General features: G+C 54.0%; 14 protein-coding genes. 7 read left to right on the top strand and 7 right to left on the bottom strand.

Annotated elements, in window-relative coordinates; all coding sequences use genetic code 11:
• Nucleotides 1-47 precede the first annotated feature (47 nt).
• The 4 genes from QJQ48_RS11000 to QJQ48_RS10985 all read left to right on the top strand — a co-directional run bounded on the left by QJQ48_RS11000 (nucleotide 48) and on the right by QJQ48_RS10985 (nucleotide 5,098).
• Nucleotides 48-1,628 carry a NarK family nitrate/nitrite MFS transporter gene (locus QJQ48_RS11000; RefSeq protein WP_346291278.1) on the top strand — a complete coding sequence of 527 codons (1,581 nt, stop codon included), beginning with the start codon at nucleotides 48-50 and terminating at the stop codon, nucleotides 1,626-1,628.
• Between the two features lie 152 nt (nucleotides 1,629-1,780).
• Complete coding sequence (locus QJQ48_RS10995) at nucleotides 1,781-4,039, top strand: molybdopterin oxidoreductase family protein (RefSeq protein ID WP_346291277.1); 2,259 nt, start codon at nucleotides 1,781-1,783, stop codon at nucleotides 4,037-4,039.
• A gap of 11 nt (nucleotides 4,040-4,050) precedes the next feature.
• Nucleotides 4,051-4,512: a phosphate-starvation-inducible PsiE family protein gene (locus QJQ48_RS10990; RefSeq protein WP_346291276.1), complete on the top strand. Its 462-nt coding sequence runs from the start codon at nucleotides 4,051-4,053 to the stop codon at nucleotides 4,510-4,512.
• 349 nt (nucleotides 4,513-4,861) lie between these two features.
• The gene (locus QJQ48_RS10985) at nucleotides 4,862-5,098 is read left to right on the top strand and encodes a DUF1830 domain-containing protein (protein WP_346291275.1); all 237 of its coding nucleotides are present in this window, start codon (nucleotides 4,862-4,864) and stop codon (nucleotides 5,096-5,098) included.
• A gap of 164 nt (nucleotides 5,099-5,262) precedes the next feature.
• Here QJQ48_RS10985 and murQ read toward each other — a convergent pair whose 3' ends face one another.
• Together murQ and QJQ48_RS10975 are read right to left on the bottom strand one after the other, a co-directional pair.
• Complete coding sequence (gene murQ / locus QJQ48_RS10980) at nucleotides 5,263-6,192, bottom strand: N-acetylmuramic acid 6-phosphate etherase (RefSeq protein WP_346291274.1); 930 nt, start codon at nucleotides 6,190-6,192, stop codon at nucleotides 5,263-5,265.
• A gap of 124 nt (nucleotides 6,193-6,316) precedes the next feature.
• Complete coding sequence (locus QJQ48_RS10975) at nucleotides 6,317-6,703, bottom strand: DUF3110 domain-containing protein (protein WP_346291273.1); 387 nt, start codon at nucleotides 6,701-6,703, stop codon at nucleotides 6,317-6,319.
• A gap of 202 nt (nucleotides 6,704-6,905) precedes the next feature.
• On the opposite strand from QJQ48_RS10975, the gene QJQ48_RS10970 reads away from it, so the two are divergent.
• On the top strand, nucleotides 6,906-12,314 hold the full coding sequence (locus tag QJQ48_RS10970; RefSeq protein WP_346291272.1) for a translocation/assembly module TamB domain-containing protein: 5,409 nt from the start codon (nucleotides 6,906-6,908) through the stop codon (nucleotides 12,312-12,314).
• A gap of 115 nt (nucleotides 12,315-12,429) precedes the next feature.
• Here the strand turns inward: QJQ48_RS10970 and QJQ48_RS10965 are convergent, their stop codons facing one another.
• Together QJQ48_RS10965 and QJQ48_RS10960 are read right to left on the bottom strand one after the other, a co-directional pair.
• Nucleotides 12,430-13,365 carry a TIGR04168 family protein gene (locus QJQ48_RS10965; protein WP_346291271.1) on the bottom strand — a complete coding sequence of 312 codons (936 nt, stop codon included), beginning with the start codon at nucleotides 13,363-13,365 and terminating at the stop codon, nucleotides 12,430-12,432.
• 76 nt (nucleotides 13,366-13,441) lie between these two features.
• Nucleotides 13,442-13,933, bottom strand: coding sequence for a type IV pilin-like G/H family protein (locus QJQ48_RS10960; protein ID WP_346291270.1), 492 nt, complete (start codon nucleotides 13,931-13,933; stop codon nucleotides 13,442-13,444).
• A 91-nt stretch (nucleotides 13,934-14,024) separates the two neighbouring features.
• Between QJQ48_RS10960 and QJQ48_RS10955 the strand changes: the two genes are divergently transcribed.
• Nucleotides 14,025-14,867 (top strand): HAD-IIB family hydrolase, encoded by an 843-nt coding sequence (locus QJQ48_RS10955; protein ID WP_346291269.1) that lies wholly within the window; start codon nucleotides 14,025-14,027, stop codon nucleotides 14,865-14,867.
• 139 nt (nucleotides 14,868-15,006) lie between these two features.
• On the top strand, nucleotides 15,007-15,972 hold the full coding sequence (gene nadA, locus QJQ48_RS10950; RefSeq protein ID WP_346291268.1) for a quinolinate synthase NadA: 966 nt from the start codon (nucleotides 15,007-15,009) through the stop codon (nucleotides 15,970-15,972).
• Between the two features lie 63 nt (nucleotides 15,973-16,035).
• Here nadA and QJQ48_RS10945 read toward each other — a convergent pair whose 3' ends face one another.
• The 3 genes from QJQ48_RS10945 to QJQ48_RS10935 form a co-directional block, all read right to left on the bottom strand.
• Nucleotides 16,036-16,521 (bottom strand): tellurite resistance TerB family protein, encoded by a 486-nt coding sequence (locus tag QJQ48_RS10945; RefSeq protein WP_346291267.1) that lies wholly within the window; start codon nucleotides 16,519-16,521, stop codon nucleotides 16,036-16,038.
• A 156-nt stretch (nucleotides 16,522-16,677) separates the two neighbouring features.
• Nucleotides 16,678-17,361 carry a Crp/Fnr family transcriptional regulator gene (locus tag QJQ48_RS10940; protein WP_346291266.1) on the bottom strand — a complete coding sequence of 228 codons (684 nt, stop codon included), beginning with the start codon at nucleotides 17,359-17,361 and terminating at the stop codon, nucleotides 16,678-16,680.
• Nucleotides 17,362-17,485: 124 nt separating this feature from the next.
• Nucleotides 17,486-18,364 carry a 3'(2'),5'-bisphosphate nucleotidase CysQ family protein gene (locus tag QJQ48_RS10935; protein ID WP_346291265.1) on the bottom strand — a complete coding sequence of 293 codons (879 nt, stop codon included), beginning with the start codon at nucleotides 18,362-18,364 and terminating at the stop codon, nucleotides 17,486-17,488.
• Nucleotides 18,365-18,429 lie beyond the last annotated feature (65 nt).

The raw sequence follows: 18,429 nt of genomic DNA, 5'->3' as shown, positions 1-18,429 counted from the left end.
AGAGCTGGCACAAATTAGTTAGTTGATTCACTAGGAGAGTAGCCTCGATGCTCACTGAATTGCTGTCCTTTAGGGGCCGCTATAAGATTCTCCACATGACATGGTTTGCCTTTTTCCTGTCATTTGTGGTGTGGTTCAATTTGGCTCCGCTTGCTACTGCCATCAAAGCAGACTTTGGCTTAGATGAAGGTCAAATTCGTACAATTGCAATTTGTAATGTAGCCCTAACGGTTCCGGCCCGGGTGATTATCGGGATGCTGCTGGACAGATATGGCCCCCGTCTTACCTATTCACTGCTGCTAATATATGCAGCTATTCCCTGTGTGGCCTTTGCCGCTGCCCAAAACTTTGGTCAGCTTGTGGCGGCCCGCTTGGCCCTCAGCATTGTTGGAGCCGGTTTCGTCATTGGTATTCGGATGACGGCTGAGTGGTTCCCGCCCAAAGAGATTGGCCTAGCCGAGGGTATCTATGGCGGCTGGGGGAACTTTGGTTCAGCCTTTTCGGCCTTTACTTTAGTAGGTGTCGCCAGCTTCCTCAGCTTTTTCCCCGGTGCTTTTCCGGTTCCCGATGGCCCGCTGCTAAACTGGCGCTTCGCGATCGCAGCTACAGGCATCATTGCCGCTCTCTACGGCATTCTCTATTACTTCAGCGTAGAAGATACGCCCCCTGGCAGAGTCTATCAGCGGCCTCGCAGTGCTAGAGGCATCGAAGTGACTACTGTCCGGGACTTCTGGTTCTTGATGCTGATGAATGTGCCCCTCTCTGGCATCCTCATGGTGCTGGCCTGGCGCTTAATGAAAGTTGGCTTCTTTTCTCCGACTGCTTTCACAATAGCCATTATTGCCCTTATCGGTTTGTATCTTTTCCAAGCGTATAACTGCTGGGTCGTAAACAAAGACCTCCTGGCCGGTCGCAAGCAGTATTCGGCTGAAGATCGCTATGCCTTCAAACAGGTGGCCATTCTGGAATTAACCTACATTGTTAATTTTGGCTCTGAGCTAGCGGTTGTTTCTATGCTGCCTGCCTTCTTTGAAGGGACCTTCGGCTTGAGCAAGGCTTTAGCCGGGATGCTGGCTGCCAGCTACGCTTTTATGAACCTAGTGGCCCGTCCGGGGGGCGGTCTGATTTCAGACAAGCTGGGCAGCCGTAAGATGACGATGGGTGTGCTAACCCTCTGCATGGGGATTGGCTATCTGGTTATGAGCAGCATTCCCTCCATCCGAGACGCGCTGGGCGGTGGTGGCGCCTTCATGGTGGTACTGGCGCTGATCTTGACCATGTCCTGCTCCTTCTTTGTGCAGGCGGGTGAGGGTTCCACCTTTGCGATTGTGCCTTTGATTAAGCGGCGTATCACTGGACAAGTAGCCGGTAACGTTGGTGCTTACGGTAACGTCGGCGCGGTCGCCTACCTGACGCTATACAGCCTCCTGCCCGATGGCGATATTGGCAACCGCATCTTCTTCCAAACCCTGGGTATTGCCGCTCTGATTGTAGCCTTCCTCTGCTTCTTCATCCTGAAAGAGCCTAAGGGTTCCTTTGCGGAGTTCCATGAAGGTGAAAGCGAAGTGGTTGCCGCCCACGGACATACTTCGACGCTGCCTGAAGACCAGTCTGCTCGGATTCTATAGCTCTAGATGCAGATCTTAGGGGGTAAGCCGTTTTTGTCAGTGCTTACCAGATAAATTGAGTTCCGCCTCACCTCTCACCCTTGTCCTGTACAACCAGGACTGCCGTTTGGCGGGTGAGAGGTTGATTTAGTAGATGCCTAGGAAAAACTATCATGACGGAAGCAGCAAAAACCCTGTGTCCTTACTGCGGTGTCGGCTGCGGTTTGGAAGTCTTGCCGCCCGCTTTGCCTGGAAAAGCCGTTAACCGAGATAGTCAAGGTAATCCTGTTTGGCAAGCCAGAGGCGATCGCGCCCATCCTTCTAGTCAAGGCATGGTGTGTGTTAAGGGGGCCACGATTGCAGAGTCCCTCGACAAAGATCGGCTCAAGCACCCCATGATGCGCGACTCTCTTGATCAGCCGTTTCGCCAGGTGAGCTGGGAAGCGGCGTTTGAGCGCATCGTGCAGCAGCTCCAGAGCGTCCGACAAACTCAGGGGCCAGAAGCTATTTGTATGTACGGATCTGGGCAGCTACAGACAGAGGACTACTACACTGCTCAAAAGCTGCTGAAGGGCTGTCTAGGCACGAATAACTTTGACGCCAACTCGCGGTTGTGCATGTCTTCAGCCGTAGCGGGCTATATCCAAAGCTTTGGTTCTGACGGTCCCCCTTGCTGCTACGCCGATTTAGAGCTGACCGACTGTGCTTTTCTAATTGGCACGAATACAGCGGAATGCCATCCCATTGTTTTCAATCGCTTCCGTAAATATCACAAAAAAAATAAGCGCAAAGTCAAGCTAATTGTGGTTGATCCGCGCCGTACTGAAACGGCCAAAGATGCCGACCTGCATCTGGCTATTCGGCCTGGCACTGACATTACCCTGCTCAACGGTATTGCCCATATCCTCCTGCAGCAGGGCAAGATTAGTCCTTTGTTTATTGACGAATGCACCACAGGCTTTGCTGACTATGCGGAGGTGGTGTCTCACTATCCGCCAGAGCGAGTTGCTGAAGTCTGCGGTATTACCGTTCAAGACTTAGAAACTGCTGCCCAATACTGGGCTGAGTCACAGCGGGTACTCTCTCTGTGGTCGATGGGGATCAATCAGTCCTCAGAAGGCACTGCTAAAGTGCGCACGATTATTAATTTGCACCTGATGACTGGGAACATCGGCAAGCCAGGGGCCGGGCCGTTTTCTCTTACCGGCCAGCCCAACGCGATGGGGGGCCGAGAAGCTGGTGGACTCTCCCATATTTTGCCGGGGTATCGCTTAATCAAAAATCCGCAGCACCGCCGAGAGGTAGAGCAGGCGTGGCAGCTACCGGCAGGCAGTATTAGCTCAAAGCCCGGTTTGGCCGCCTGGGACATGATGCTGGGCTTGGAGTATGGTCAGATAGGCTTTTTGTGGATTGCGGCCACCAATCCGGCAGTGAGTATGCCGGATATCGAGCGGACGAAAGCGGCCCTGCGGAATTCTCCCTTCACGGTCTATCAGGACGCTTATTTTCCTACCGAGACAGCCGAGTTCGCTCATCTACTGCTGCCAGCAGCTCAGTGGAGTGAGAAACCCGGCATCATGACTAACTCTGAGCGCATGGTGACTTATTGCCCTGCTTTTCGGATACCGCCCGGAGAAGCCAAGGCAGACTGGGAAATCTTTGCTGAGGTCGGACGGCGGTTGGGCTTTGAGCAGCAGTTTGGGTTTCAGTCTGCCGCCGCAGTTTACGACGAGTTTGTTCAACTAACGCGAGGACAGCTTTGTGACATGAGCGGCCTCAGCCATCAGCGATTGATGGCTGAGGGGCCAATTCAGTGGCCGTGTCCTGCTGAAGAAACGGCTGAAACAGCGGCTGATAAGTATGACAAGCAGCTTTATACCGACTTGCGGTTTGCCACTCCCGATGGCCGCGCCCGGTTTGCCGCTTTTCACGCCAAGGGACTGGCAGAACCGCCCAGCCCCGACTATCCTTTTGTGCTAACGACAGGGCGACTCTACGGTCACTGGCACACCCAAAGCCGCACCGGGCGGATTGAAAAAATTACCAAGATGCATCCGAAGCCGTTTCTGGAAATGAATCCTCGCGATGCGCAGAAGCTGGAAATTCAGTCGGGAGAATGGGTCGAGGTGCGATCGCCGCGAGGCAGTGCCAAGCTCAAAGTTCTAGTCACGCAGAATATTCGTCGGGGCACCGTCTTCATGCCGATGCACTGGGGCTTTTTATGGGCTGAAGAGGCGGAATGTAATGCTTTAACCCATCCAGAGAGCTGTCCCATCTCGCTGCAGCCAGAGCTGAAAGCCTGCGCTGTTCAGGTGCGCCCCCTCAGCGGCGAACAGCCTGAAGCCCACGAAGTCTTGTCTACAGCGAAAACAGAAGCTTTACGCCAGTCGCCAAAATCATCTATTCTCTCAGGTGCAACCGCCACCCGCTGAGATAGAAGGTAATGACCCATCCGTTGCAGAGGCTGGTAAAGCAGGCTCAAACCAGTTTTGAAGATGAAAAGTTTATTCAATGCGTTGAGGCTATTGTCGGTCTAGTCTCTAGGGTTCTTTCGATCGCTATGGTGGTGGTCATTCTGGTCACCGTGATTGATTTAGGCATTTTTTTGGTGCGATCGCTATTCACCTTTGACTCTTATGGCTTTTTTCAAAGCACGCTGACCGAAATTTTTGGCCTGTTTCTCAGCGTGCTGATCGCGCTGGAAATTCTTGAAAATGTCATGGCGTACCTAAAAAAGCACGTCGTTGAAGTCGAGCTGGTGCTGGCCACTTCGCTCACAGCCATTGGGCGTAAGCTGATTATTCTAGACCTCAAAGAAATTTCTGGCCTTAGCCTAATTGGCCTGGCAACGGCGCTGCTGGCCCTTTCTATCAGCTACTGGATCGTGCGCAACAGCCATCGCTGAGATTTTAGCAAGCAGTTCTAGAGCGATTCGGCAGGGCGAGAGATTAGCAAAAGATATACCCAAAGACACATCTATAGATCACTGCTATCAATAGTGTGTTTGGTCTATGGTTTTATTTAGCATACTTATGTGAGCAATCTTTTCCGCTTCCGGCTCTATCAGCGCTAATGCAAACCGCTGGCCCGCCTTTCTCCTTTTCTCTGAAGGGAGAACAGCGTTTTTCTAGCTCAATTACTGTTAGCGCCGGGCAAGAATACCAACACGGCAAAGTACGAGAACTACTGGCTGTGGGGGAATGATTGAAACAGGTTCGGAAATTAAAAAAAGAAAAAAGCGATTAAAAAATACGATGGTCATTGAAAAAATCACTTGCTACTACTTCAACGCCAGCAGCCAAATTCGGGTTGTTCGCATTGCTAATGTTTCCGACTGGTATTTTGAGCGAATCTTGTTTCCCGGTCAGCGGCTCATGTTCGAGGCTCCTGCCGAGGCGCAGCTTGAAGTGTATGCCAACGCTGTACTGGTAGAAGAAATTGCCTGCCGTCAGCTAGAGGTGCAGTCCTCCGAGACGACGACTTCGGTTTAAGCCATTATCATCTAACCGCCAATAGGCTTTGAGGGCAGTAGCCGATCGCCCTCAAAGCCTATTTTTATGGACTGTGGGCCTGCGTGCTTGAGCTATAGCCCTCAAACGAGAACGTCTCGTTTAGGGCCGGCTGCCTATGCAAGTTCCGTAGAAGATTCTAAGCCTCAGCTCTTTTCCAGGGCCTGCCGCAAATCGCCCTGATGCTCTGCGAGCAATTGCTCCGCCGTTGCTCTATCAAGCTGACTCCAGTACATCAGCAGCGCCAGCTTCACCTGCTGGCCGCTTTTCTCTAGCCAGACGGCGGCCTCAGCCCGGTCTAAGTCAGTCAAATCGCAAAGAATACGCAAGGCGCGATCGCGCAGCTTGCTATTAGTGACAGAAACATCAATCATGCGATTGCCATAGACTTTGCCTAACTGCACCATCACCCCGGTAGACAAAATATTGAGGGCCATTTTGGTCGCCGTGCCTGCCTTGAGCCGAGTAGAACCCGCTAAAATTTCAGGCCCCACCAGCAGGCGAATGTCAATATCAGCGCTGGTTCCAACCTGCTCTGAGGGCACACAGGCGATAAATACCGTCGTGGCTCCCCGCTGTTGAGCCGCCTGCAGCGCCCCGTGCACATAGGGCGTGGTGCCTCCGGCGGTAATGCCGACAACTACATCGCGCTGGGTGATTTTGTGCAGGGCGATCGCCTCCATGCCGTCTGCAGCAATATCTTCTAGTCCTTCTGAGCTGCGAATGAGTGCCCCCGCCCCCCCGGCGATGAGGCCCTGCACCTGATCTGGATGGGTACAGAAAGTCGGGGGACACTCAGCCGCGTCTAAAACTCCCAGCCGCCCGCTGGTGCCAGCGCCAATGTAAAACAGCCGTCCGCCCTGACGTAGAGCCGCCGCCGTCGCTTCAATAGCAGCTGCGAGGGGCAGGCGGGCCGCAGCGATCGCCGCGACTGTTTTTTGATCTTCCTGGTTGAACAGATCGACGATTTCTAGTGCCGAGAGCTGATCGAGCTGCTGGCTAGCCGGATTGGCCTGCTCGGTCAGGAGATGACCGCGATCGCTAGCGGCTTTAGAAAATGATTCAGGCTGACTCACAGAGGGGGATCTCCTTGCTGCCCTTGACTCTACCAGTCTACGCTGCCGGGCGATCGCAATCATTCGGCCTGCGGCGTTTCTCAAAAACTAAGACTGGCTGCTCATTGGGGCAGCTGCATAGGGGCTACAATAGTCCCTCTAGCTGCTGGCGAATTTGGGCCAGTTCTGCCTCAGATAGCCCTGTCTCATCGGCTGCTGGGAACTCATCAGCCGCTTCCGCGTCAGGATCCCAGTCGGTTTTATCGACGTTCTGCTCAGGTGGAATCGCCAGCGTGCCTTCGGGGACCAGCTTGTATTCATAGCCGGCGCTGCCACAAAATTCTTCAATATCTTCTAGTTCAAAAGCTTCTACGCTCGGAGAGGGCAGATCTTGGGCTTCTAGCATTAAGCTATAGCGGGCCGCGTCTTCCTCATTCTCAAACATTAGAACGACGTTGCGATCGCCCGCCTTTAAAGTGTGAATTCCTTCGTTTTCAGAGCGAGCGTTAAACAAGATGACAAAAATGCGCATGGACTCGTCTCGGCTTCACAGGCATCGATGTGATTTTAGCCTAGTGACTACCCCTTACCTGTAGGTCACTCATTATTCCTTTACAGCGGCTATCAATTTTCTTTGACTACAGACTTAACAAGAATCCCTAGACTGCTAGACTTGGCAGGAAGCAGGATGTCTGTTTGATTGAGTATGGCGAGGTGGGTGGTACAGAGCAGTCATGACAAATTCTCCCCAGCTTGAGCCTGAGTCGTCTGGCGATGATTCATCGAGAGGTCAGGTTTGGACTAGAATCGGCCTGATTTTGGGGGCGATCGCCGTTTTGGTCGTAACAGGCGGAGCGCTATGGGCCTGGATTTTTATTCATGAGCGGCTGTCACCCCGAATTTCACAAATTCTCAGCGATCTGCTAGATCGGCCAATTGAGCTAGGCGAGGTTGAGCGAGTAACCCTTTCAAGTCTTCGCTTTGGGCCATCTGCCGTCCCCGCCACTGAGACAGACCCAGACGAAATTTTCGCTGAATCCGTTGTCGTCAGGTTCAATCTGCTAGAAACGCTGCTGACCCGCGATTTGGATCTGCAGCTAGAGCTAAACGAGGTGCGGGGCTACTTAGAGCAGAACCCAGCGCGTCAGTGGACGGACATAGAGCTGCCTGAGCGAGAAGAAGAACCTTTTATCGAAGTCAAGCTAACCCAGGTGAGCGTCGCTGACGGACAGCTCATTTTGGTGCCCTACAATGAGCTTGATGCTACAGATGATTTAATCTCGCTGGAGGACATTGCCGGTGAGGTTGAGTTTGAGGCTTACAGGCTGCCGGTAGAAGAAGCTGAGGAAATCGCGATAGAACCCCAGGAAATTAACTTTGAGGTAGCGGCTAAACCTACTGTGGGAGGGCAGCTTGAGGTTAAAGGTTCTCTGTTGCGGCTGCCAGAAGGAGTTGAAACTGAGGAGTTTGGGGCTGGCGTTAATACCAATATTGCGGTGACGGCTCAGGAAGTGCGGATTGCTGACTTTGCCCCGCTCGCTTTTTCTTTTGTTAAAGCACCGCTACCGCTGGAGATTCAGTCAGGATTAGTCAGCGGCAATACTGAGATTGAAGTCCGCCCAGATGAGCCCCTAAAACTGTCGGGGACAGCCGAAATTATAGACGGGGGCGTGGCCGTTGATGCTCTACCTCAGCCGATTACGGACATTGACAGCCAGCTGCGCTTCAGCGGCTCTGAGATTGCCCTAGAGGACACCACCGCTCGCTACGGGGAAATTGAGGCCGCCGCCGCTGGCATTGTTGACCTGCAGAAAGGCTATGACCTCGAAGGCAGCATTGATCGCTTCACCCTCAATCAGGTGGCTGATACGCTGACGGTAGAGTTACCCATCGAAGCGGAAGGAGCCTTTACGGCTGAGGTCGCTGTTACCGGGCCGCTAGCCGATCCCAATGTCAGCGGCACGATTAACTCTCTGGGCAGCGCTCTGATTGATCGAGTCAGCTTTGCCGAGCTAGCCCTTGACTTTGATTTCGATCGCCCGACCCTCACCATTAATCAGTTTCGCGCTCTGCCCACAGCCGGAGGACGCCTAGTCGGTCGGGGTCGCTATCGTCTAGGGGAAACAGGAGAACTGTTCTTGCAGGCAGAAGGGCAAGCGCTGCCCGCCGATGCCATCGGACAGGCTTATGGGCTACCGGAGGCGGTGCAGATTGGGCGGCTGGCAGTAGACGCTGAAGTGGCCGGGCCGCTGAACAATCTGCGGGGAGCCGTCAACTGGCGCGCGCCGGGGGCCTCCTATCCCAGTCGCGGCACGATTGCATTTGCGGGCGATCGCATCAACTTCAACGATACGGTAGTGCAGGTGGCGGGAGGTACTGTCAGCGGCAGCGGCACTTTGGTCGATCGCCAGTGGCGGGCGAATCTGCGGGGACAGGGTATTCAGCTAGGCCAGTTTACCGATCAGCTAGACGGCACCGCTGACGGTCAGTTTCAGCTTTCCGGTAGCCTCAACGATCTAAGTCTGGTGGGCATTCAGGCTGAAGGAGATGCGGCCCTACAGCTCGCCGCAGGTCGCTTAAATGTAGATGCGGCTTTAGCCAATGGCTTTTGGGATGCCAATATTCGCGGCAGTGGCTTAGAACTCAGCCAGTTTGCCTCAGCCCTGCAGGGTCGCGCCAGCGGTCAGGCTCAGGTTTCTGGCAGCGTTACAGACTTTAGCTTAGCGGCGATTCGAGGCCAGGGAGATATTGCGGTGCAGTTGGCCTCAGGTCAGCTCGATGCCGATGTCTCTCTAGCCAACGGTCTGTGGAACGCGGATGTGCGCAGCGGCGGGGTTGGCTTAAATCAGTTCGCCTCGGCCCTGCGGGGCGATGCCAGCGGTCGAGTACAGCTTTCCGGCAGCGTTGACAATCTCAGCCTGGCGGGCATTCGGGCACAGGGAAACGTAGCTCTCTCACAGGGATTGGCTAGCTTTGCGGGCTACTCGGCCCAGCTCAGGGATTTAGCCCAGCCCCTGACAGCCACCCTCTCCTGGGATGGCAGCCAGATCAATATTGCCCAAGCCAGCGGGGCCGGGCTGCAGGCCAGCGGCACGATTACGCCTCGCCTTAGCGGCGCCAACGCCCCGGCGATCGCCAACATCGATCTCAACTTGCGCACTGACGATTACCCGCTACAGGCCCTACCCGTCAATCTGCCCCAATTTGTTGCTTTAGGCGGACGGGCCGACTTTCAGGGACGGCTTTCGGGCACTCCCAGCAATTTGAATCTGCAGGGGGATTTGGCTCTTTCTGACTTAGTAGTAAATGAGCTAGCCTTTGATCCACGCCTAGTAGGGGAAATTAGCCTGACCAACAGCAACCAGTTCAACCTGGCGCTGCTGGGGCCAGAAGATCAAATCCAGGTAGACTATCGCCTCAGCGATCGCAATTTGAACTTTACCGTGGAGCTAGACGAGGCGATCGCGCTGGGCCGGACGACCGAAGACGACCTGCTGCGGGTCGAAATTGAAGACTTCCCGCTGGTAGCGCTAAATCTCCCCCCCGGCGGCATTGCCAATGTCGGTCAGATCAGCGGTCGCATTGACGAAGCCCTGCTGGTCATCGATCTACAAGAGCAGGATTTTGTAGCTGAGTTTAATGTTGATCAGCCGGGGATCGGCTATATCACTGCCGATCGCCTGACCGGACGAGTCGCCTACGAGAACGGCGTGGCTCAGCTAACAGGGGCACGTCTCCTGCGAGGGGAGAGCGAATATTTGCTCAGCGGTCGCTATGCGCCGGGGGTAACGCCGACGCTGCTAGCTGATATAGAAGTCACCCAGGGCAAAATTCAAGATATTTTGGCGGCGCTGCAAATTTCTGACTTTGCTGATTTTCGGCGGGGCTTCCGGGCACCGTTGGGCGCAGAACTTTCGCCCGAACAGGTGCAAGCTTACCTCGCAACTCAGCCCGCCGGAAGCGCTAACGCTTCTCTCCTGCGGCAGCTTCAGCGCTTTTCTGAAATTCAAGCCCTAGAAGATATTGAAGCCGCCGAAGCCGCCGCGGCTCCCTTCCCGCCCCTGTCGGAACTGACGGGCACTTTTACCGGCCAGGTACAGCTCGCTAGCTCGTCCCAGACGGGGATAGACGTTGAATTTGACCTGACAGGTGATCAATGGCGCTGGGGCAATGACTATGCCATTGACGAAGTGGTGGCCCAAGGGGAGTATTCAGACGGCATTTTGATGCTGAATCCGGTGAGTCTGCGATCGCTAGAAGAGGATATCTTCCTCAGCCTGGTAGGCGATGTGGCCCTGAGAGACGCAGATGCCGAGCGCCGCACGCTAAACCTGACGGCTGAAAATCTGCCTGTTTCCCGGCTGCGCCGCCTGATAGGACGCCTGCCAGTGAGCCTAGATGGCAGACTTGACGCCACCGCTAGCTTGACCGGCAGCCTACAGGATCCGCAGTTGAGAGGCACCGTTACCTTAGAAGACGGCGAAATTAACGATCGCAGTATTGCCTCGGCTAAGGCCGACTTTATTTACAATGAAGCCCGCTTTAACCTGATTAGCCGCGTCGTGGTAGAAGAACCCGATCCGCTAGTGGTGACAGCCAGTTTTCCCTACCGTTTCAACTTTATGACGGTATACCCTGACAGCGATCGCTTTGAGGCCAGTGCGCAGGTTAGCGACGAAGGACTGGCCCTGCTCAATCTTTTCACCCGGCAGGTAACTTGGGAATCAGGAGACGGCGAGGTGGAGTTTGATGCCGTTGGCGTGTGGCCTGACTACTCTCCTTTTCCGCTCATTACCAGCATTACGGGACAGGCTCAGGTGGAAAATGCCACGCTCAGCTCTATCCTGCTGCCTGATGAAAACCTGACTAACTTCTCAGCCCTAGCTAGCTTTGAAGGTAATCAAATTGTGGTGCAAAATCTATCAGGCGATTTGAGCAACGGGCAGGTGACCGGACAGGGCGTCTTCCCCTTGCTCGTTCCCATTACAACTGATCCTGACATTGAAGATTTTCAGCCCGACGTCCCTGCTGCTCAGCAGCCCTTGGCGATCGCCCTAGAGCAGCTGGCGATCAACTTCAAGGGGCTTTACAGCGGCAACGTGGAAGGAACAGTCGTGCTGGGCGGCAGCGCTTTGGCTCCCCTGATTGGCGGCGAGGTGCTGCTCTCAGATGGCCGCGTCTTCTTGCCAGAAAGAGGCGGCGCGGAAACTGCCAGCACCAGCAGTGTTGAATCTCAGGCCGCCGCAATTGTTTCACCGCCTCAGCTCAGCGATTTGGAGCTGACTTTAGGAGACGATATTCAAATTGTGCAGGGCAATCTGCTCAACTTTATTGCTGAAGGCACGCTGACGATTGACGGCACCTTCAGTAATTTGCAGCCAGATGGCATTATTTCTCTGCCGCGCGGTCGCGTCAATCTCTATACGACCCAGTTCCGCGTTGTCGGTGATGACAATACGGCGACTTTCTCTCCCGGTCAAGGGCTAGATCCGGATCTGAATGTAACGCTACAGACCTCGTTGCAGGAGGCCAACGCTCCCGGATTTACGTTTGCCGATAGCACCCCTTACCCACCCTCTGAGCGCAGCGAACCGCCAACCGAGCTGCTAGGACTCAACCAGGGTTCTATCCAAACTATTCGGATTCGAGCTGAGGTCATGGGGCCAGCTAGCCAGCTCAACAGCAACGTAGCTGACAATATCGTGCTTTCCAGTTCTCCCCCCCGTAGCGAAGGCGAAATTCTAGCCTTGCTGAGCGGCGGCTTTGTCAGTGCTTTAGAATCGGTCGGCTCTGGCGGGGGGGATGAGTTTCAGGGGTTGGTGACCCTGGCCGGCAGCGCCTTCTTGATTGCCGTGCAGGATACGATTGGCAGTGCTCTCAGCCTCAGCGAGTTCAGGCTATTTCCAGCTAATAGCTCGTCGGCCCAAGAAACCGGGGGCAGTCTTGAATTGGGAGCAGAAGTTGGCTTTAACCTTTCTAATAATCTTTCAGCCTCGCTGCTGAAGATTGTCACTGCGGACGATCCACCCCAGTTCAATCTGCGCTACCGCATCAGCGATCAGTTTACCCTCAGGGGCACAACCAGCTATGAAGACTTTAACGAACGTTCTGGTCTGCTCTTAGAATTTGAAAACCGCTGGTAGCCTCATCTGGCTCAGCTAGCAGGATCCAAAGCCTAAAATTGCAGGCTCTGCTGATAGCCTGTTGGCTTAAACCTAGAATTTACCCGCAGCCAGGCTTTATACAAGCCGGGCTGGATTAGCTAGCTGAGAGGGATTTAACCGGGCGAGCATAGAGCACCTCTTCAGAGGCGATCGCAAAATTTTCATCCATCCACACTAGGGCCGCTTGCACCACTTCGCCTTGGGCAAGCGTGACTAAGGAAAAATTCCGCAAACAGGTCGTTTCCGTTTTAATGATCCGGGGCACGCTGGCGGCATTCAGATAGACAGTGCCAGAGCGATCGCGCACTAAGCGCTGGCGCAGCCGCTCCTTGTTGTGACGCAGGCGGTGATGCATGTGGCCGAAGGTAACGAGCGGTACCTGCTTGCCCATTTCCTGTGCTGAGGCGATCGCCGCTGCCAGATCCGGATCGCCATAGTCGCCGCCCACCGGATTCCAGTCTTTGCCGCAGAGGTCTTCGGGCGCAGCCCCTAGCCCCGCCGGGCCGCAGTGACCCACAAAAATCAGTTGCTCATGTTCGGTCTGCTCTACCTGCGATCGCAGATGGGCAGTTGAAGCTTCTAAGCTTGCAATGCCGTAGCGCGCTTGATAAAACTGACTGACGTGCTTCCACTTAGACCCACCCCAGCTAAAAGGGCGACCGCCAATCAGACTGAGATTCAGCTGGGGCAGTTCCAATTTGCCGTACCCAATGTGAGCCGCTCCGAGCAAATCGAGCTGCTGCTGCACCCGATCTTCTAGGGCGCGATCGTAGGGACACTTTTTGCGGCCCCATTCCGTGGCGCTATACCAGGCATCGTGATTGCCTAAAACAACGGCTTTGGGGAGCTTCAGCGCCGCGATCGCCCGCACCACTTCCACAGCCTCATTGCCAAAGTCTCCCACCAGCAGCACCAGATCGACACCAAGATGCTGGAGAGCGGTGGCGTCATCGGCTTCCCACTGATCGTGAACATCTCCGACAACAGCAATGCGAGTGGCTTTGGCGGATGGTGGCTTCAGGCTAGTCATGCAAGTTCTTTCAGTATTCCCTTTGTCTAGGATAAAGGGCAAAGTCCTAACCTAGAGCAAGCGCTCGCTCAAAGCCTTAGTCTGACTGAATCGGCTGGGCTGTTTTAGGGCAGCGAATTTGGGATGCCTCTAAAGTGGGCACTGCCGGAGGCACTGTAGAAGCCGTAGCAGTTTTGCAAATGCCGTCTAGGGTGTCTCCATCGGCACTGACGACATAGACGGCTGCGGTGTAGCTAACTAGCTCAGGCTGCTGGGCCACAGCGATCGCCACTGCTTTTCCAGGATCTGTAAGCATGATTTCATAGCGATACTGATCGGTAGCGGTGGGTAAATTGGCATCTAGTGTCTCAATATCTGTAGCAAACTCTCCGGTTTCTAGGTAGTAAGCTGTTTGAGCTCGGTTGAGGGTACTGAGAATGGTCTGACCCTCTGCCGCCAGTGCCTGCTCGACAGCGCCGTCTGAGACGGCTTCGTCGGCTCCCCCACAGCCAGCCAGCAGCGCCCCAGCTAAAACCCCCGGTAAGAGACAGTATTTGCGGTTGACTCTTAAGAATTGTCCTATTGCCATAGTGCCAGTCAATTTACTTGCTAAAAATCATATCTAGGGCGACCTCATCCCCAATAATAAAAAGGTCGCTGCTCCTGTTTAGCTGAAGCCGATGTCTACTACTTCCCCCGCGCTGCTGATTTTTACTGATTTAGACGGCACCCTGCTAGAGTCTGAAACCTACAGCTACGCAGCGGCCTGTCCTTTGCTAGAACAGCTTAAGACTGAAGCAATTCCGGTAATTCCTGTCACCAGCAAAACCCGCATCGAAGTTGAAACCCTAATTCAGCAGCTCTCGCTTCAAACTCCCTTCATCACCGAAAACGGCAGCGGCATTTTCATCCCAGCCGACTATGGCGCTTTTGAGCTGCCGCCGGAGGCTGAACCTGCGGGCAGCTACCATCTGCTACAGCTCGGTTGCGCCTACGTTATGGCCAGAGCCGGACTGAAGGCAGTAGCCCAGTCTATTGGCCGTCCGCTGAAAGGATTTGGCGATCTCTCCATAGAGCAGATTCAGCAGCTTACCGGACTATCCGCTCAGGACGCCAAAGAAGCCAAGGCCCGCGAGTTTACCGAACCATTTCTGACCCCCAAAAACGTAGCCACAGCCGATTTAGAAGCCGCCGCAGCTGAGATGGGCTTTCAGGTCGTCGTGGGCGATCGCTTTTCTCACCTCATTGGCAGTGAGGCGGGCAAAGGGGTAGCAGTACTCAAGCTCAAAGCGCTCTATCAGGCAGCTATGCCGCATCGACCCATCACCACGCTTGGTTTGGGCAACAGTCCCAACGACATCGACCTGCTGGCAAACGTCGATATTGCCGTTGTCATTCCCGGAGCCGATGGTCCCCATCCACAGCTCAGGGATTGCGGCTGGCAAATCGCTCCGCAGCCGGGAGCGACAGGCTGGGCGATCGCCGTTGCGGAACTCTACAAAACCTGGCAGCAGCAAGTCTAAAGAATACACCAGCCCCATCAGCAGCTTGCTGCTACCAGTCGCTAGCTCGCCAGTCAACCCCCCCTATTCATTTTTGGTGAAAACAACTATAATTCTAAATAGTTCAAATCATGGACTTCACAAAAAAGTCGAGTATCTAGTGTTTACTACAGCAACGCCAAAACTGAGTCCTCTCCCCTCATCGACTGACTTATTTGCCGCGATCGAAACCCTGAAAAAAGACCTGAATGCGGTGATTCTGGCCCATTATTACCAAGAGCCAGATATTCAAGACGTGGCCGACTACATTGGGGATTCTTTGGGGCTATCGCAAAAAGCGGCTAGCACAGATGCCGATGTCATCGTGTTTGCTGGGGTTCACTTTATGGCGGAGACTGCCAAAATTCTCAACCCCGACAAGCTGGTTCTTTTACCTGATCTTAATGCGGGCTGTTCTTTAGCAGATAGCTGCCCGCCCGCTGAATTTGCTCAGTTCAAAGCTGCCCATCCCAACCACTGGGTAGTGTCTTACATCAACTGTACGGCTGAAATCAAAGCGATGAGCGACATTATCTGTACCAGCTCTAACGCCGTCAAAATTGTCAATCAGATTCCACCTGAGCGGCCTATCATCTTTGCTCCCGATCGCAATCTAGGTCGCTATGTCATGGAGCAAACCGGGCGGGAGCTGCTGCTGTGGCAGGGAAGCTGCATTGTACATGAGACATTTTCTGAAAAGAAAATTGTGCAGCTACAGATGGAGTATCCGGAGGCCGAAGTCGTGGCCCACCCCGAATGCGAGGAGCCTGTGCTGCGGCAGGCGCAGTTTATTGGTTCTACCACCGCCTTACTCAAGTACGTGCAGCAAAGCGCCAAAGACCAGTTTATTGTCGCCACTGAGCCTGGCATTATTCACCAAATGCAGAAGCAGGTATCCCGTAAGCTGTTTATTCCGGCTCCGCCCCAGACCAACTGTGCCTGCAACGAGTGCCCCCACATGCGGCTTAATACGCTAGAAAAGCTCTACTTAGCAATGAAAAATCGCCAGCCCGAAATTACGCTGCCCGAAGACATTCGCATCGCTGCTCTCCGGCCCATTCAGCGCATGTTGGAGATGAGTGCCTAGCAGCCTTGTACCTGACTGGAATCAACGTCAGGGACAGGCAGCAATGCTGCTGCTCTGACAGAGCTAGCCCTGCAAAAACTGCTTTAGCTCATCTGTCAGCCGATCGACAATGCCTGTCTTGCTATTGAGCGCAGCTTCCGCTTCGGCTTCTACTTGTTTAACAACACTAGGGGACAAATCTAGCAAATCTAGTAGGTGCTGATAGGCTCTGGCTTCTTGACTGTTGATAGGCGTTTCGCCAGGCGATCGCGCGCTAGCACTAATCACCTCATACCCTAATCTCAGCACAAGTTCTCGCTCGGCCTGGGTTTTTAGCTTGGGCGTCAGCTCATCTAGCGGAATATTTTGGATCAAATAGGCGTGCAGCTCTTCTTGAAGCTGCTGTTGCTGTTGGGGGCTATTTGAGAAGAGGCTGCTGAAGCGGTTGAGCATCAGATCCACCTCATTCCTTTCTAAGTTGCCGTCAGACCAGGCCATCGAAGCCACAAGTCGCACAATGGTCATTTGACGGGGCGAAATAGAGGGCGGGGGGGGTGGTTGCAAAGCCATAAATATGTCCTAATCCAGCACAGTCCTATGAAGCGATCGCAGGACTTGCTCACAAGCTACCATACTGGTTCTGAAGCCTGCTAAATCCTTTTAATCTCTACAGAATTAAGCCGATATTCCCCGCGCTGGCTAGTAAGCCGCACAAGTTAGCCTGCTTTACCCCCTATCCGCTAAATCTGAAAGCTGCTTGAGATTGTAGATATGAATCTTACCCTGCTCGTTGTCGATCTGAAGCCAGCCTTTGTCGGTTAGCTTATGCATGATCTTTTGCGTCTCGTCATCTGAAATATCGGTCACATCTGCCAAGTCTTCAGTGGGGATATCAAAGATATCCGTACCCTGGTCGGTGGTCTGACCGTAAGCCTCGCTGAGCATAACCAGCGTATTCGCCAGCTTGACGGCAGGGGGCTGATGACGAATTTGAAAGCGCAGATTTGTTTGCCTGAGCCGCTGCACCATGAGCTGTAACATGCGGTGGTGTAGCTGCGAATCTTTAAATAGGGTTTGAATAAAGCGCTGGGCGGAAATGCTGAGCAGCTTAACGGGGGACAAGGCAACGACATCGGTTGAGCGCGGCGACTCGTCTAAAATGGCCATCTCGCCAAAAAAGTCGCCTTTGCTAAGCACCGCTAACGTCACAAACTCGTCGCCAACGTGGCGACGCACCTTCACCCAGCCCGACTCTATAAAGTAGACGGCATTACCCCAGGCATCCTCCATCAGGACAGCCCGACCCGTCGGATATTCGTGGGTGGTTGAGACGGTTAGGAGCCAATCAATTGTTTCAGGATTGGCGGCATTAAAGAGGGTAAAAAGCTCGCTGAAAGCTTCAGGCTGCATGGGAAAAATTTAGGCTAGCGTGAACTTGGAAAAACGGTCGGTAGATATCGGTGGGCGACTTCCTTACTTATGTTGCCCCATCTCAGCCGAGACTGGGTAGCTTTATGGGAAAATCTCAGGTTTTTTAAAATTTTGACTCGGTTTCAGACTGTAGAACCTGGGCGACTGCCTGCTGAATCTGGGGTCGTAGAGCCGTGACGCAGTCAGGCCAGCCGACGACGACGGCCTGACGATGAATTAACGTCTCGGCTTCAATATCGGCTGGCCTGAACGATAAGGGAGCACCCGTCAGATCGCAGCAGGTCAGCCCGGCAGCTCTAGCTAGGGCAATTGGCCCAGTCGTGTCCCACAGCTTGACTCGGCCATTGAGATAGACATACAGACCAGCTCGGCCCTGAATCACTTCAAGCACCTTTAGGCCAAAGCTGCCGAGTGAATAAAATTGAGCCGCCGGAATGTGCGCCGCGATCGCCTCACCAAAGCGCCGCTGATCGCGATCGCCCAGAATAATCGGACAGCGTTCAGGTTCTAGCACTGCCATTTGGGGCAGTAGCGGTTCAGGCGGCTGACCGTTGAGCGATCGAAACAGGCCCCATCCCTGACCGCCCCAATAAAAGCGCTGATGCGCTGGGGCATAGACCCAACCGCAGACGGGCTGATAGTGCCGCAGCAGCCCTACCATAACGGCATAGTTCTGACGGCGATGGATAAAGTCTTCAGTGCCATCAATGGGATCAATTAGCCAAAGCTGTGGCTGTTCCTGGCCGAAAATGCGACGAGATGCCGCGTTTTCCTCTGTAATGATGCCGTCCTGGGGAAATAGAGCCGCAAACTCAGAGGCCAGTAGTTTGTCTAAGAGGCGATCGACATTGGTAACGTAGTCTTCAGCACCTTTTTCAAAAACCTGAAATTCTTGATTGGAAAACTGCTGGGCCTTTTGACCAGCGGTTCTAATCAGTGTCTGAATCTTTTCCTGCTGGTGCAAAGACAAGTCAATAGCCATAAACAAAGCCGCTATGAGGTGAGTCGTGGCGCTGCCAGCCCCACCTGTAAAACCATAAGGCAAGT

It is taken from the genome of Sphaerothrix gracilis Ecp01, assembly GCF_030405905.1.
In the GTDB taxonomy this organism is placed as follows: Bacteria; Cyanobacteriota; Cyanobacteriia; order Phormidesmidales; family Phormidesmidaceae; genus Sphaerothrix; species Sphaerothrix gracilis.
Note: the sequence above shows the minus strand (reverse complement) of the source record. Positions and strands in the feature narration are given on the sequence as shown.